The sequence below is a fragment of the Rhizobium sp. AN6A genome, assembly GCF_900215635.1.
Taxonomy (GTDB): Bacteria; Pseudomonadota; Alphaproteobacteria; order Rhizobiales; family Rhizobiaceae; genus Agrobacterium; species Agrobacterium tumefaciens.
In genome coordinates, this window is sequence record NZ_OCNC01000004.1 from 2,702,869 (window position 1) to 2,717,523 (window position 14,655).

Here is a 14,655-nt window from a genome sequence, read left to right on the forward strand (position 1 = left end):
AATGAAAAAGCCGGGCTCTTAACCCGGCTTGATCAATCCTTGAGACGCAATACCTATTCAAGGAAACCGGAGGGGTTCACCGGCGTCGCATCCTTGCGAACTTCGAAGTGAACCTGAGGACGTTTGGCGCTGCCGGTCATGCCTGACGTGGCGATGGTCTGGCCGCGTTGAACCTTCTGGCCGCGCTGCACGTCGAGATTGGCGGCGTTGCCGTAAACGGTGACCTTGCCGTCGTCATGGCGGACGAGAACCGTGTTGCCGAGCTGCTTCAGGCCATTGCCCGCATAGATGACCACACCGTTTTCGGCGGCCTTGATTGGCGTGCCTTCCGGAACGGAGATGTTGATGCCATCGTTGCGGCTGCCTTCGACGTTGTCGCCGAAATTGTTGATGACGGCGCCACGAACCGGCCAGCGATATTTGCCGATGCCCGTGGATTCCGGAGCGAGCGAGGCCATATCGGACTTCTTCTCGATATCGCCGACGCTTGCCGTTGCGGCAGGAGCGGATGGTACGCTCGCAGCTGCGGCAGGAGCCTTGTAGGGTTCCGGCTTGGCGGATGCGGTTTCCACTGCCTTGGCCGCTTCCTTTGCGGGTACGGAGGCTGTCTTGATGGCGTCGGTCGAAGCACCCGGCATGGCAAGTGTCTGGCCGACACGGATGCTTTCGGTGGAAATGCCGTTCGCGGCCTTGAGGGCTGCAACCGAAACGCCGTTTTCGCGGGCGATCTTTGCCAGGCTGTCGCCCGGCTGAACCTTGTAACCACCGGCTGGCGGCATGGGCTTGCCACCGGGAGGTGTGAGCTTGCCGTTTTCAGCCGAAACCTTGTCGCGGGCAACACTCTGCGAGGGCAGCACGGCTACCTTCTGGTCTGGACCACGCAGCGGGTTCGGCTCGTCGCCGTTGCGGTTGAGCGCAATGTCACCGGCCGCAGCCTTGGCGGCATTGCGGACCTGACCGAATTTCGGAATAAGGATCGACTGGCCAGCCTGCGCGGAAGCCGCGGTCTTCAGACCGTTAACCCGCAGCAGTTCCTTTTCGGGAACGCCGTAGCGGTTGGAGATCGTCGCGATGCTTTCACCCGGACGCAGCGTTACCGAAGAGGCGCCATCCGTATGCCAGCCGTTCTTGTCGGAACGGACGGTTGCGGTGGTGAGATTGTCGGCGACTGGAGCGGCGGCCTGCTGTGCAGGTGCTGCGAGAGACGGAGCGGCTGGTCGTTGTGCGGACGGGAAAGGCTGGGCCATCGCCTCGTTGCGGGTCGAGGGGTCGCGGCTTGCCACCGCCGTCGGGGCTGACAGCTCGGAGCGCTGCACCGGAGAGGCCGAAGCCGAACGGGCCGTCGAAGGCTGAACGCCACCGCCGTAACCGCCGGAAGACGGATAGGAGTTGGCCGCCATGTTCTGATTGGCGTAGCCGCCCTGGGGTGCCGCAGAGGCATAACCACCGTTCATGTCGCCTTGCGGGACCGGGGCCTGCGCATAAGCACCGCTGCCCTGGCGGGCTGGAATTGACGCTGTCGTCATCCGATCCGGTCCACTGGAAAAGAGGCCGCTGAACCGCGTTGCATCCGAGCTACAGCCCGTTGCGACGCTTGCCAGCAATGCCGCTGCGAACATTTTTGCGACTGATTTTCCGATTTTAGACGAATGTCTCATACGCATAACTCGATCTACACTGACGCCAACCCGCCGCATCGAGGTCGATCCGGCACAAATTTCACTTCTTGCAAGGCCCATTTCCCGATCCCGGGAAAACCATGCGTCGATGTTTATGATTAAAGCGCGTTAGTGTTACCACGCCGTTAAAACGTTAAGCCGCTCGGCGCTTTTTTGACACTTCGATAACCATGACGAAAACGGCATGTGTCATGTCGGAACAATATTATTATGGAAAATCAGTTGGTTGTGATGATTTAGAATATTCTAAGACGAAAATTAATCGCCTTCGATATTTTCATTTTGTCACAAATGCCGCGCAATATGGCTGCCAAGCGGCAGATAGGGCGTCTCGAACAGCTCTTCCTTCTCGAAGCGGCTGCCGGTCTTGGAGAAGCGCGTCATCACGCAACGCCCGTCTTCCAGAATGATCGGCGCGATCATCATACCGCCGGAGACGATCTGCTCGGCGAAAAAGCGGGGCATGGTGGTAAAGGCGGCGGTGGCGACGATGCGGTCGAAGGTGCCCTCGCCCACCAGACCGTTGCTGCCATCCGCCTGGCGGATGACGACATTGCGGATGGAAAGATCGTCCAGACAGTTCTGCGCCTGCTGCACCAGCGTCTTGTAGCGCTCCAGCGAAAAGACGCGCTCCACCCGGCGCGCGATGATCGCCGTCATGAAACCGCTGCCGGTGCCGATTTCCAGCACGCGCTGGCCCGGCTTCAATTGCAGGCGGGCCAGGATTTTCACCGCCATGTCAGCGCCTTCCATGAAGGCGCCGCAGTCGATCGGGATTGTGCGGCTGGAATAGGCATCAGCGGCGAATTGCGGCGGCACGAATCTGGAGCGCGGCGTCTGTTCGACCGCCGTCAAAAGGTCGAGGTCGGAAATCCCCTCGCCCCGCAGGCGGAGAACGAGAGCGGCAAAACCTTCCTTTTCAACCATTGCGGATTTCAATCGGCGACTCCGAATCCAAGTGCTTGCGCAACCCGATCCTTGACTGTGTAATCCGTAAGGTCAAGCTTTAGCGGCGTGACCGAAATCTTGCCGTGCTTCAAAGCGTGGATATCCGTGCCCTCGCGGAAGGTGCCGAGGCGTTCGCCAAAACGCAGCCAGTAATAGGGAAGACCGCGGCCATCCTGGCGTTCCTCCACCGTCAGGCCGAAATCGAGCTTGCCCTGCCCAGTGACGGATACACCCTGCACATCATCAGGTGCGCAATTGGGGAAATTGAGATTGAGGAAGGTGCCATCAGGCAATTCCACATTCATCAGCTTGCGCAGCAGATCCGGCGCATGGGTCTCAGTCACCTCCCACGGCACGACACGGCCTTCGGAATGGCTGAAAGCCTGGCTGAGTGCGAAGGACCGCACCCCTTGCAGCGTGCCTTCAATGGCGCCGGCAATCGTGCCGGAATAGGTGACATCGTCAGCCATATTGGCGCCGGCATTGACACCTGAGAGTACGAGATCGGGCTTTTCCGGCAGAACTTCACGGATGCCCATGATGACGCAATCGGTCGGCGTACCGCGCAGCGCGAAATGCTTGTCGGAAACCTTGCGCAGCCTCAGCGGCTCGGAGAGAGTAAGGGAGTGAGCAAGCCCGCTCTGGTCGGTCTCGGGCGCCACGATCCAGACGTCATCGGACAGCGTGCGGGCGATACGTTCCAGCACCGCCAGCCCTTCGGCGTGGATACCGTCGTCATTGGTCAGCAAAATCCGCATGTTTCTCTCTCCGCTTTTCATATCTTCAGGGACGGAGCATCCTCTCCACCGGCAGTGAGGTGTGCAGTTCTCTCAACGTCATCCTCGGGCCTGTCCCGAGGATCTAATCACGTCTAAATCAATCGACAGGTTGCAGATCCTCGGGACAGGCCCGAGGATGACGTCGGCGTAATTGGAAGATTCTCTTTCCAATAGCACGACGCTGCGCTCCCTCAGGCCGCCTTCTCGATCCGTGTCAGACCGCCCATATAGGGCAGCAGCACGTCCGGAATTGTGACAGAGCCGTCGTCGTTCAGGTAATTTTCGAGAACGGCGATCAGGCAGCGGCCGACTGCGGTGCCGGAGCCGTTCAGCGTGTGCACGAACTTCGTCGCCTTGTCGTCCTTGCCGCGATAACGCGCATTCATGCGCCGCGCCTGGAAATCGCCGCAGACGGAGCAGGACGAAATTTCGCGGTAGGTGTTCTGACCCGGCAACCACACTTCCAGATCGTAGGTCTTGCGCGCACTGAAGCCCATATCGCCGGTGCACAGCGTCATGGTGCGGAAATGCAGGCCAAGACGCTTCAGCACTTCTTCAGCGCAGGCCGTCATGCGCTCATGCTCGGCAACAGCACTTTCCGCGTCGGTGATGGAGACGAGTTCGCATTTCCAGAACTGGTGCTGGCGCAGCATGCCACGTGTGTCGCGGCCGGCAGAGCCCGCTTCCGAACGGAAGGACGGCGTAAGTGCCGTGAAGCGCAGCGGCAGCTTTTCCTGCTCGAGAATCTCGCCGGAGACAAGGTTGGTCAGCGTCACTTCCGCCGTCGGGATCAACCAGCGGCCATCAGTGGTCTTGAACAGATCCTCGGAAAACTTCGGCAATTGCCCGGTGCCGAACATCGCCTCATCGCGCACCATCAGCGGCGAAGAGACTTCCGTATAGCCATGTTCCGAGGTGTGCAGGTCGATCATGAACTGGCCGAGCGCCCGTTCCAGACGCGCCAGCTGGCTGGTCAGCACGGTGAAGCGCGAGCCGGAAAGCTTGGCCGCCCGCTCGAAATCCATGTAGCCGAGCGCTTCGCCAATCTCGAAGTGCTCCTTTGCTTCATGGTTCCAGCCGGGCTTCTGGCCGACCACGCGGGTCACCACATTGTCGTGTTCGTCCTTACCGTCAGGAACATCGTCGAAAGGCATATTGGGCAGGCGCGACAGCGCGTCGTTAAGCTCGGCGGTGACCTGGCGGTCCTCCTCCTCGGCGCGCGGCATGTTTTCCTTGATGTCGGCAACTTCCGCTTTCAGCTTTTCCGCCAGCTCCATGTTCTTCTGCGCCATGGCGGCGCCGATGTCCTTGGAAGCGGCATTGCGACGCGACTGCATGTCCTGCAGGGACTGGATGACGGACCGGCGCTTTTCGTCGAGAGCGATCAGGCTGCTTGCGGCAGGCTCTGCGCCGCGCCGTGCAAGTGCTGCATCAAAGGCTTCGGGGTTTTCGCGTATCCATTTAATGTCGTGCATCGTCGTTCCAGACCATTGTTGGTCGCTCGCGTTTTATCAGCAAAACGCCGGGCGAAAGGCCCGGCGCGAGGAAATTTGATGAGCGGGAAGACCGTGGCGAAGCGTCAGGTCTCTTCCAGCTCCGTGCTTTTGGATTCCGCAGCACGTTTCCTCTCCACGAGTCGAGCCATGTAGATGGAAATCTCGTAGAGAATGATCGCGGGCAGCGCAAGACCGATCTGGGACATGGGGTCTGGCGGCGTCAGCACGGCCGCAACCACGAAGGCCATGACAATGGCGAACTTACGCTTTTCCCGCAGCCAGTCGCTGGTCAGAATCCCGACCCGCGCCAGAAGCGTGGTGACGACAGGCAGCTGGAATACCAGGCCGAAGGACAAAACCAGCGTCATGATGAGGCTGAGATATTCCGACACCTTCGGCATCAGGGAAATCGCCACCTCGCCATCTACCGGCAATTGCTGCATGGCGAGGAAGAACCACATGACCATGGGTGTGAAGAAGAAATAGACGAGCGCCGCGCCGATGAGGAAAAGGATCGGCGACGCGATCAGGAACGGCAGGAAGGCGGCGCGCTCGTTCTTGTAAAGGCCCGGCGCCACGAATTTATAGAGCTGCGAGGCAATCACCGGAAAGGAGATCACCATGGCACCGAACATGGCAACCTTGATCTGCGTGAAGAAGAATTCCTGCGGCGCCGTGTAGATCAGCGATGATTTCGCCACATCCAGCCCCGCCCAGATGACCGCCCACTTATAGGGAATGACGAGCAGGTTGAAGAGGTGCTTGGCAACGGCAAAACAGCCGATAAAGGCGATGAAGAACGCACCGAGCGCCCAGATCAGCCGCGTGCGCAACTCCATGAGGTGCTCGATAAGCGGCTGCGGCTTATCCTCGATGTCCCCGCTCATGCTTCATCCTTTTTCGGCTTCGCAGCCTTTGTTCTTGCCGGTTTGGCCGGCTTGGCATCCGCAACGGCAACCGCCTTCTCCGCTGCCGCTTTCCTGACGGCAACCTTTTTGGCCACAGCCTTCACGGTCGGCTTCAAGACAGCAGCTTCTTCAACAGGCGCTGCGGCAGGCTTGCTGCGGGTGGTGCGTTTCGGCTTGGCGGCAACCGCTTCGGCTTCAACGGTCGCAACCGATTTCGCACGCGCCCGCTTCGGCTTTTCTTCCGCAGCAGCAACCGCAGTAACCGGCGCAGATGCAGAAGGCGTGGGAACCACCGCAGGCGCCACATCCGGAAGCTTCATCTCGGGCTCCGGCACGCTGACAAGCGGTGCCACCGGCTCACTTGTTGTAGGTGCTGCTGTCGACGACATCGCATCGGGAGCGGCTGTCGCCTTCTGGAGATCGGACTTGATCTCGTTGCCGAGCTGGCGAAGCGGGTTCATCGCATCGCGCAGCGAGTTGGTCGGGTTGAGATTGCGCACATCGGAGATCGTCTGCCGCACATCGTCCATGTCCGCCTCTTTCAAGGCCTCGTCGAACTGCGTGCGGAAATCCCCCGCCATCTTGCGAAGGCCGGCCATCGTCTTACCGAAGGCGCGGATCATGGGCGGCAAGTCCTTAGGACCGACGACCACGATCAACACGACCGCGATCACCAGAAGCTCGCTCCAACCGATATCAAACATCAAAACGCTCCCGAGACCCTAGCGCCAGTCTCAAAACAAGCAGGTTCAAGCCGCTTACTTGATCTCGTCAGCCTTGTGGTCAACAGTCTTCGCGTTGACATCGGCTGGCGGCGGAGTCTGATCTTCGTCAGCCATGCCCTTCTTGAAGCTCTTGATGCCCTTGGCGACATCGCCCATCAGTTCCGGGATCTTTCCGCGTCCGAAGAGAACGAGAACGATCACCAGCACGATCAGCCAATGCCACACACTAAAAGAACCCATAACTGAAACTCCTGAATTTCGCTTTCAGACGATGTAAGACGTTTGAAAGGCTTTTTCAAACAACAAATCGTTGCTTCAACAGGCAGTGGGCATAAAGTTTTCGTGCCTTGTCATTCGCATGAAGACGATATCAATCGTCGCCATCGCCGCCACCAGGTGCAAGCAGGCCCAACTCTTCCAGATCGAGCTGCGTGATCGGGTCTTCGTCTTCGCGCAATTCGTCGCTCATCATCGGCAAAGGCACGCCGAAATTGGAAGGAATACGGCCCGACAGCAGGCCCGCACCCTTCAGTTCCTCAAGGCCCGGCAAGTCCCGCAACTCCTCAAGGCCGAAATGGTCGAGAAACTCCACCGTGGTGCCGATCGTCACCGGCCTGCCCGGCGTACGCCTGCGGCCCCTGAAACGCACCCAACCCGCTTCCATCAGCACATCGAGCGTACCGCGCGAGGTTTGCACGCCACGGATTTCCTCGATTTCGGCGCGTGTCACCGGTTGATGATACGCCACAATCGCCAGAACCTCCAGCGCCGCACGCGAAAGCTTCTTAGGTTCCTTTTCCTCAGAATGGACAACGAAGGAGAGATCGCCGGCCGTGCGGAACGCCCATTGCCCGCCCACCTGCACCAGATTGACACCCCGCTCGCCATAAGCGGCCTTCAGCCCGTGGAGTATGGCAACGACATCCACGCCGCGCGGCAGGCGCTCGGCAATGAAGGCAACTGAAACCGGCTCGGCCGAGGCAAAGACCAGCGCTTCGGCAATGCGCTCTGCTTCCTTCAGCTGACGCTCGGAAAATACCTCGGGTTCGGCCCCAACCACATCCGCCACCCCATCTGCCACGATGGCGGCTTCGCCGGTCTCGTCGTCATGCGTCATTATCAGTCCTTTCGGCATTCGGCGCGCGGTCATCTCGCTTACTCCTGCGCATATAGATGGGCTGGAACGCGCCCTCCTGCCGGATTTGCAGCGATCCCTCGCGCACCAGCTCCAGCGAGGCGGCAAAGGCGCTGGCGATTGCCGTCACGCGCATCGCAGGGTCAGGCACATATTGCAGCAGATATTGGTCGAGCACCGTCCACTCGCCGACATCCCCGAGCAGACTGTTCAGAAGTTCCCGGGCTTCCACCAGCGACCAGACCTGCCGCTTTTCAATTGTGACCTGGGTGATGGCCTGCCTTTGCCGCAGATTGGCATAGGCGCTTAGGAGATCATAGAGGTTCGCCTCGTAAGCCGAGCGGTTGATATGCGGAATATGCTCCGGCGCGCCACGGGCGAAGATATCGCGGCCAAGCTGGGCGCGGTTGACGAGGCGTTCAGCCGCCTCCCGCATCGCCTCCAGACGTTTCAGCCGGAAGGCCAGCGTCGCGGCCATTTCTTCGCCGGAGGGGCCGTCATCCTTCGCCTGCTGCGGAATGAGAAGCTTGGACTTAAGGAAGGCAAGCCAGGCCGCCATCACCAGATAGTCGGCCGCAAGCTCGATGCGCACGCGGCGGGCTGTTTCCACGAATTGCAGATATTGCTCGGCAAGCGCCAGCACCGAAATGCGCGACAGATCGACCTTCTGCGTGCGGGCAAGGTGTAGCAACAGATCGAGCGGGCCTTCGAAACCCGCGACATCGATCACCAGCCCGGCCTCGCCCGTCAGCCGCTCCGGCGTCACATCCTGCCAGAGCTTGTCCATAGGCGTTGAAGTGCGAGACTTGTCTGCTGCCATTGTTCCATCCGCCGGGCGTCCGGCCTGTCGTCCCGAGTACCGGGCCGCCGCCCGATTGTCAGGAAACGGCCCACATGGCGTTAAATTCGGCTCTCAGTTCGGCTTCGTCGGAGGCATCAGTGGCGGGAAAACCCGCTTCCACGGCCCGCACCCGCTCCAGCGAACGGCCGGAAAGAACGGGAACCTCCTTCACGACCTCAAGCATTTCACCCATCACGCCGTTGCAATGCAAGACTATATCGCAGCCACCCGCAACAATATTCGCGGCACGCTGGCCAAGCGTGCCCTTCAGCGCATTCATGGAACTGTCGTCGGACATCAACAGACCGTCAAAGCCGATTCGCCCACGAATGATCTCCTCGATCACCTTTGGCGAGGTCGTTGCCGGACGCTCACGATCGACGGCGTTGAACACCAGATGCGCGCTCATCGCCATCAATTCACGGTTCAGCGCGCGGAACGGCACAAAATCATGGGCGTCCAGCTCGTCCAGCGGCACATCGACAACAGGCAATTCATGGTGCGAATCCACCATGCCGCGACCGTGGCCCGGCATGTGTTTCATGACAGGCAACATGCCGCCCGCCTTGAGGCCGTCAGCCGCCGCCTGCCCCATCTCCGCCACCATGGTCGCGCTATAGCCGTAGGCCCGGTTGCCAATGACGTTGCTGGCGCCTTCCACCGGCACGTCGAGCACCGGCAGGCAATCGATATTGATGCCGAATTTCATGAGATCGAAGGCGTGCAGACGCGACATCAACCACGCCGCGCGCAGGCCTTCCTCGCGGTCACGCTCGTATATTTCGCCGAGAATGCGGGCATTCGGATAGGCTTGCAAAAGCGGCGGCTTGATGCGCTGAACGCGCCCGCCTTCCTGATCGATCAGAACCGGGGCATCCGGCCGCGCGACGGCATCGCGCATTGAGGCGACGAGATCGGCAATCTGTTGCGCATCACCGATATTACGCCCGAACAGGATGAAACCCCAGGGCCGCTCATCGCGGTAAAGGGCAATCTCGTCAGCGGAAAGCGTAAGCCCGCCGCATCCGAGGATCATAGCTTTGCAATCGGTCATGATGTCACGCTCACAGAATGGGGAAATGGCCTTATACCGCAAGGCGTCGGGGATAAGTCGACAACCCCTCCGCCGTCATGCTCGGGCCTGTTCCGAGCATCTACCGACCGGTTGAAACGTTGGCAGATCCTCGGCACGGGGCCGAGGATGACGTCGAATGTGAGGAAAGCCTTTCCCCACTGCGAGGGCTGCCTTAGACGGCAGTCCCAATCTTCACGAAACCGGATCAGCCGCTATCAGCGCGCCACCAGGCAGCTGCCGCCAGCTGCGCGGAACTTTTCGCACAGCGCCACGGCCTCGTTCTTGTCACCCGCCGGGATGCGGACGCGGTAGAACGTGCCCTTGCCGGCGATCTCAGCGGCCTTGATGTCGACGCCTCGACCAGAAATAACCGAACCGAACTTGGCCGACATGTTCTGGTAGGACTTCTGGGCCTCTGCCTGGCTCGGCAGGGACGCGATCTGGATGTAATAACCACCCGAAGACGGCGCGCTCGTTGCTGCGGGCATGGCGGCGGCTGTCTGCTGCTGTGCAGCCTGCGGCTGGGCCGGAGCAGTTGCAGCAGGACGGACGTTGCCCTGATTGGTCACCGTTGCCACCACATTGGAAGGCTGTGCGGACGGACGCGCCGAAGGAACGGGCGCAGCCGACTGCGAGGCCGGTGTGGAGGAAGCGGCTGGCGTATTGGCCTGCGGGTGTTCAGGTGCAACCGGAACACGCGAAGCGGCGATGACGGCGGGAGCGCCCTCACCCGGCTTGGCTGCCTGCGGTGCAGCAAGCTCCGCGACCTTGTCTGCCTTCGGTGGCTGGGCAGCAGGCGCATCGACTTCCTGTGCAACCAGCGTACCATCAGGCTTGACGATCATGGTGCGAACCTTGCGCGGCGAAACGCCCGTCGCACCGGCACCTTCGTTCTGGCTGGCCTTTTCTTCCGGCGAAAGCAGGCGCGGATCTTCGGTCTCGCCAACCGGCGTGCCGGTGGCTTCCATGTCCGCGTCGTTTTCACCTTCCAGCGGCAGCTGTTCGGGTATCAGCGTACGCTGGACCACATCGACAGGCTTTTCGTTGCTGGAGATCAGCGCCGGCTGCTTCGGATCGGCAGCGCTACCACCGGCCACGCGGTCGTAAACCGCCTTGTCCTGATTGGGCACGACGCGGCCACCCGGATTTTCCGGCACCACCTTCATCGGGTCGTTATCGGCGGAAATGATGACCGGCGCGCCATTGGAGCCCGCACCGGACGAACCGCCTGACATCAGCGCGTAAACACCACCACCGACAAGCACCAGACCGATTGCTGCGGCAACCGGCATGATCCAGCGGCGACCGCCGCGTTCTTCTTCTTCGCGATAGGCCGCCTGATGGTCGACATAAGTATTCTCGGCATCGCGCGGCGCATTGCCACGCGAGGCGGCAGCCTCCTGCATGGAGCGGCGGAAATCTTCTTCCAGCGCACGCTCAAATTCGTCGACCTCCTCCGGACCCTGTGCCTGAGGACGCGCCTGCGGGGCAGCAGCCCGGTTTTCCGCATGTTTGTGACGGTCGAGACCACCGGCAACCGCCGGGGCAAACAGCGTTGCGAGCTCGGTGTCGATATCGAGGTCTTCTTCGTGACGACGGGCGACGGGCTTGGGTTCGAAAACGCCAACCGGCAATTCCGGCACGTCCATCTCGGTAATATTTTCCGGATGTTCTTCCGTCTCACCGATCTGCGAGGGATCGAAAGGCAGGCTTTCCAGCGTTTGTGGTGCAACCGGTTGCGGTGCGGCTGCGACCGGACGCGGCTGAACCGGAGCGGCGGCTACCGGAATTGCAGCAACCGGGGCCGGGCGCGGCTGAGGTGCTGGCTGTTCCCGCACCGGCTGCGGCGCGGCGGCAGCAACCGCTACCGAAGCGACCGGCTGCTCGCGAACGGGCTGCGGCACAGGCGCAGGTGCGACTTCCGCTGCAGCGATTTCGGAAAGGTCGAGGTCAAGATCGAGATCATCAAGCGCAAGCTCGAAATCATCGTCGTTGAAACCTGCGAAATCCCCAAAGTCGGGCTCCTGAACGGGCGGCGCTGCTACGACCGGGGCTGCCTTTACAGGGGCTGCGGCAACCGGCGCCGTGGCAACCAAAGGCGGCTCCACTCTTGCAGCCGGAACGATAGGCGCGGCCTGTGCGATTGGGGCATCCTGAACGACAGGCTCTTCGCCGCGTCCGGGAATGGAATATTTCGCAACGCCGTAGATCAGCTCGTCCATAGGCGAAAGATTTGTTTCAACCGGCTTCTCTGCAACCGAAGGCGCAAAGGTCGGTGCAGTTTCTTCCGCCTGAACGAAGACGGGCTCAGGCGCCGGAACCGGTTCGGCCTGTGGCTCGATCCGGGCTGCGGGCAGCGCTTCGGATCTCGGCTCGATTCGCTTCGGATCACCTGCCGCAACATCGCGGCGCGCGCCGAAATTGGCAAGCGGCAGACGCAGGCTGGAAAATTCCAGCGAAGAACGGCCACCATGCGAAGGCGGACGCACCGAAATCGGTGCCGGCGCTTCGGCGACGGCGATCTCTACCTCATCTGCAAGATCGAAAGCCTGCGGCTCAGGCGCATGGCTCTGATCGGAATGCGCAATATTGCTCGAAACATCGGCCGGAAGCTCAGGCATAGCGTGCCATGTGCTTTGAGCCGGCTCGACAGCCTGCGGCTCTTCCCATGCTGCCTGCTGGTAAACCACCGGCTCGGCAGGGCGCGACTGGCGCGAATGCACATCGAAAACCTCGGCAACCGCACCGGCATCGTCACGGAAATCTCCGCGGATGTCCTGCGTCGACGTCTCGACGTAATTGTGAATGTAGGCCTGATCGGCCTCGGGAAGCGGCTCCTGGCTCACCTCGGGCGCGGGACTTGCCTCGAACACGGATTCGTCCGCCGGTGCAAGCTCAGGCTCGCGGCGGGCGAAAACCGATTCGACGCGCTGCATGAAGTCGCTGGGGTGGATGCCCGCACGCACATCGTTTGCCGGGTCAAGAACGACCGGATCGGCATGCGGCGCATCGTAAACCTCGAACTCTCGAAGCAACTCGTCTTCGAGATTGAATTCGGGTTCGCGGCGGGTTGCCGCAGAGCCGGCGCGTGGCGCAGCTTCGGAACCCGCATGCGAAGGACGCTCATCGAAACCGACGATACGCGCCAGTTCTGCCAGAGGATCGTTGTCAGCGAACCCTTCAGACCGGGCGTCCCGGTTATACGCGACATTTTTTTCGACCATTACGTGTTCCACCATCTACGCATTGCAGCTCTTGCCAGCGTATTGTGAGCAAATAATGGTGATATGTTATCGCATCTCGTCAGGCGCGTCCGCTCCTAAAAGCGTAAGACCAGACTTCAAAACATTCGCGACAGCATTCACCAGCCCGAGTCTGGCAATGCTCAATTCTCGGTTTTTATCGTTAATAAAACGTAATTCCTGATGGTCTTTACCTTTGTTCCAGTGTCCATGGAAGGAACTGGCGAGATCGTAGAGGTAAAAAGCAAGCCTGTGCGGCTCGTGCGCAAGGGCTGCGGATTCGATCAGGCGCGGGTACTCAGCAAGCTTTGCAACCAGCTGCAACTCGTTGATATCGCTAATCAAAGTAACGGAAGACGCCATGTCGTCCTGCGAGAGCGCAAGACCCGGAAACGCTTCCTGCGCCTGGCGGAAGATGGACATGCAACGGGCATGCGCATATTGCACGTAAAAGACCGGATTATCCTTCGATTGTTCGGTCACTTTCGCAAAATCGAAGTCCAGCGGCTCGGAATTCTTCCGATAGAGCATCATGAATCGCACGGGATCGCGACCTACTTCGTCCACCACATCGCGCAGCGTGACGAAATCGCCTGACCGTTTCGACATCTTCACTGGCTCGCCATCGCGATAGAGCTTCACGAGCTGGCACAGAAGAACCGTCAGCTTAGACTTGCCTTCCGAGACGGCGCGCGCAACCGCTTCAAGCCGCTTCACGTAGCCGCCGTGGTCGGCGCCGAGCACATAGATCATCTCGGAAAAACCGCGATCGAACTTGTTCTTGAAATAGGCGACGTCGGCGGCGAAATAGGTGTAGGAACCATCCGACTTCATCAGCGCACGGTCCATGTCGTCGCCCACCTCGGTGGAACGGAACAGCGTCTGCTCGCGATCTTCCCAGTCTTCCGGCAACTCGCCCTTCGGCGGCGGCAGGGTGCCCTTGTAGACGTGGCCCTTGAAGGTGAGATCGTTGATGGCCGAGAGAATGGGGCCGCCATTGCCCTCATGCAGCGTGCGCTCCGAGAAGAACACGTCGTGCTTGACGTTCAGCGTCTCCAGATCCTCGCGGATCATCACCATCATTGCGGCGATCGCCTTGTCCTTGACGATAGGCAGCCACTTTTCCTCGGGCATGGCGCGCAGCTTGATGCCATATTCATCCGCCAGCGCCTGGCCGACTGGAACGAGATAGTCACCGGGGTAGAAGCCCGACGGAATGGCGCCGATATCTTCGCCAAGCGCCTCGCGGTAACGCAGGAAGACCGAACGCGCGAGCACGTCGATCTGCGAGCCGGCGTCGTTGATGTAATATTCCTTGGTCACGCCATAACCGGCAAAGGCGAGCAGGTTCGCCAGCGTGTCACCCACGACAGCACCACGGCAATGGCCGACATGCATCGGACCGGTGGGGTTGGCGGAGACATATTCGACGTTGATCTTCTGGCCCGTGCCGATCTTCGAGCGGCCGAAATCGATGCCCTGCCCGATCATGTCGGCGAGAAGACGCTGCCAGTAACCGACAGAGACCTTGAGATTGATGAAGCCGGGACCGGCGACGTTGACGCTATCGACATCGCCATCGGCCTGAAGTGCTGGCACGATGAGTTCGGCCAGCGCCCGGGGATTGGTGCCAAGCGGCTTCGCCAACACCATAGCGGCATTGGTTGCGACATCGCCATGGCTCAGATCGCGCGGGGATTCGACGGTAATTCGACTGAAATCGACCTTTTCGCGGTTCTCTTTCACGAGATCGAGAGTCTCGAGCGCGTTTTTGATCCTGGTATCGAAATCGGCAAAAATGTTCATCGTTCCAACCTGCGCGAAGGG

At 60.4% G+C, this 14,655-nt stretch carries 12 protein-coding genes; all 12 read right to left on the bottom strand.

Features of this window, described 5'->3' with window-relative positions:
* Positions 1-53: 53 nt before the first annotated feature.
* Complete coding sequence (locus CRO62_RS25905; protein ID WP_179784632.1) at positions 54-1,619, bottom strand: peptidoglycan DD-metalloendopeptidase family protein; 1,566 nt, start codon at positions 1,617-1,619, stop codon at positions 54-56.
* 345 nt (positions 1,620-1,964) lie between these two features.
* Positions 1,965-2,606: a protein-L-isoaspartate(D-aspartate) O-methyltransferase gene (locus CRO62_RS25910; RefSeq protein ID WP_029658770.1), complete on the bottom strand. Its 642-nt coding sequence runs from the start codon at positions 2,604-2,606 to the stop codon at positions 1,965-1,967.
* 8 nt (positions 2,607-2,614) lie between these two features.
* Positions 2,615-3,385 (bottom strand): 5'/3'-nucleotidase SurE, encoded by a 771-nt coding sequence (gene surE / locus CRO62_RS25915; protein ID WP_003515592.1) that lies wholly within the window; start codon positions 3,383-3,385, stop codon positions 2,615-2,617.
* Positions 3,386-3,597: 212 nt separating this feature from the next.
* Positions 3,598-4,881, bottom strand: coding sequence for a serine--tRNA ligase (gene serS, locus CRO62_RS25920; RefSeq protein ID WP_065687302.1), 1,284 nt, complete (start codon positions 4,879-4,881; stop codon positions 3,598-3,600).
* Between the two features lie 104 nt (positions 4,882-4,985).
* Positions 4,986-5,789, bottom strand: coding sequence for a twin-arginine translocase subunit TatC (tatC, locus tag CRO62_RS25925; RefSeq protein ID WP_097102778.1), 804 nt, complete (start codon positions 5,787-5,789; stop codon positions 4,986-4,988).
* The gene (gene tatB / locus CRO62_RS25930) at positions 5,786-6,514 is read right to left on the bottom strand and encodes a Sec-independent protein translocase protein TatB (RefSeq protein ID WP_097102780.1); all 729 of its coding nucleotides are present in this window, start codon (positions 6,512-6,514) and stop codon (positions 5,786-5,788) included. The genes tatC and tatB overlap by 4 nt, the downstream gene beginning before the upstream one ends.
* 54 nt (positions 6,515-6,568) lie before the next feature.
* Complete coding sequence (locus CRO62_RS25935) at positions 6,569-6,775, bottom strand: twin-arginine translocase TatA/TatE family subunit (RefSeq protein WP_003515599.1); 207 nt, start codon at positions 6,773-6,775, stop codon at positions 6,569-6,571.
* Positions 6,776-6,905: 130 nt separating this feature from the next.
* A complete protein-coding gene (gene scpB, locus CRO62_RS25940; protein WP_097102782.1) occupies positions 6,906-7,652 on the bottom strand; it encodes an SMC-Scp complex subunit ScpB in 747 nt (248 codons plus the stop codon).
* Positions 7,642-8,490 (bottom strand): segregation and condensation protein A, encoded by an 849-nt coding sequence (locus CRO62_RS25945; protein WP_097102784.1) that lies wholly within the window; start codon positions 8,488-8,490, stop codon positions 7,642-7,644. The genes scpB and CRO62_RS25945 overlap by 11 nt, the downstream gene beginning before the upstream one ends.
* A 58-nt stretch (positions 8,491-8,548) precedes the next feature.
* Positions 8,549-9,565 carry a beta-N-acetylhexosaminidase gene (nagZ, locus tag CRO62_RS25950; protein ID WP_097102786.1) on the bottom strand — a complete coding sequence of 339 codons (1,017 nt, stop codon included), beginning with the start codon at positions 9,563-9,565 and terminating at the stop codon, positions 8,549-8,551.
* Positions 9,566-9,801: 236 nt separating this feature from the next.
* Entirely contained in the window at positions 9,802-12,810 is a 3,009-nt protein-coding gene (locus CRO62_RS25955; protein ID WP_097102788.1) for an SPOR domain-containing protein, read from the bottom strand.
* Positions 12,811-12,876: 66 nt separating this feature from the next.
* On the bottom strand, positions 12,877-14,634 hold the full coding sequence (argS, locus tag CRO62_RS25960; protein ID WP_097103335.1) for an arginine--tRNA ligase: 1,758 nt from the start codon (positions 14,632-14,634) through the stop codon (positions 12,877-12,879).
* Between the last annotated feature and the right edge of the window lie 21 nt (positions 14,635-14,655).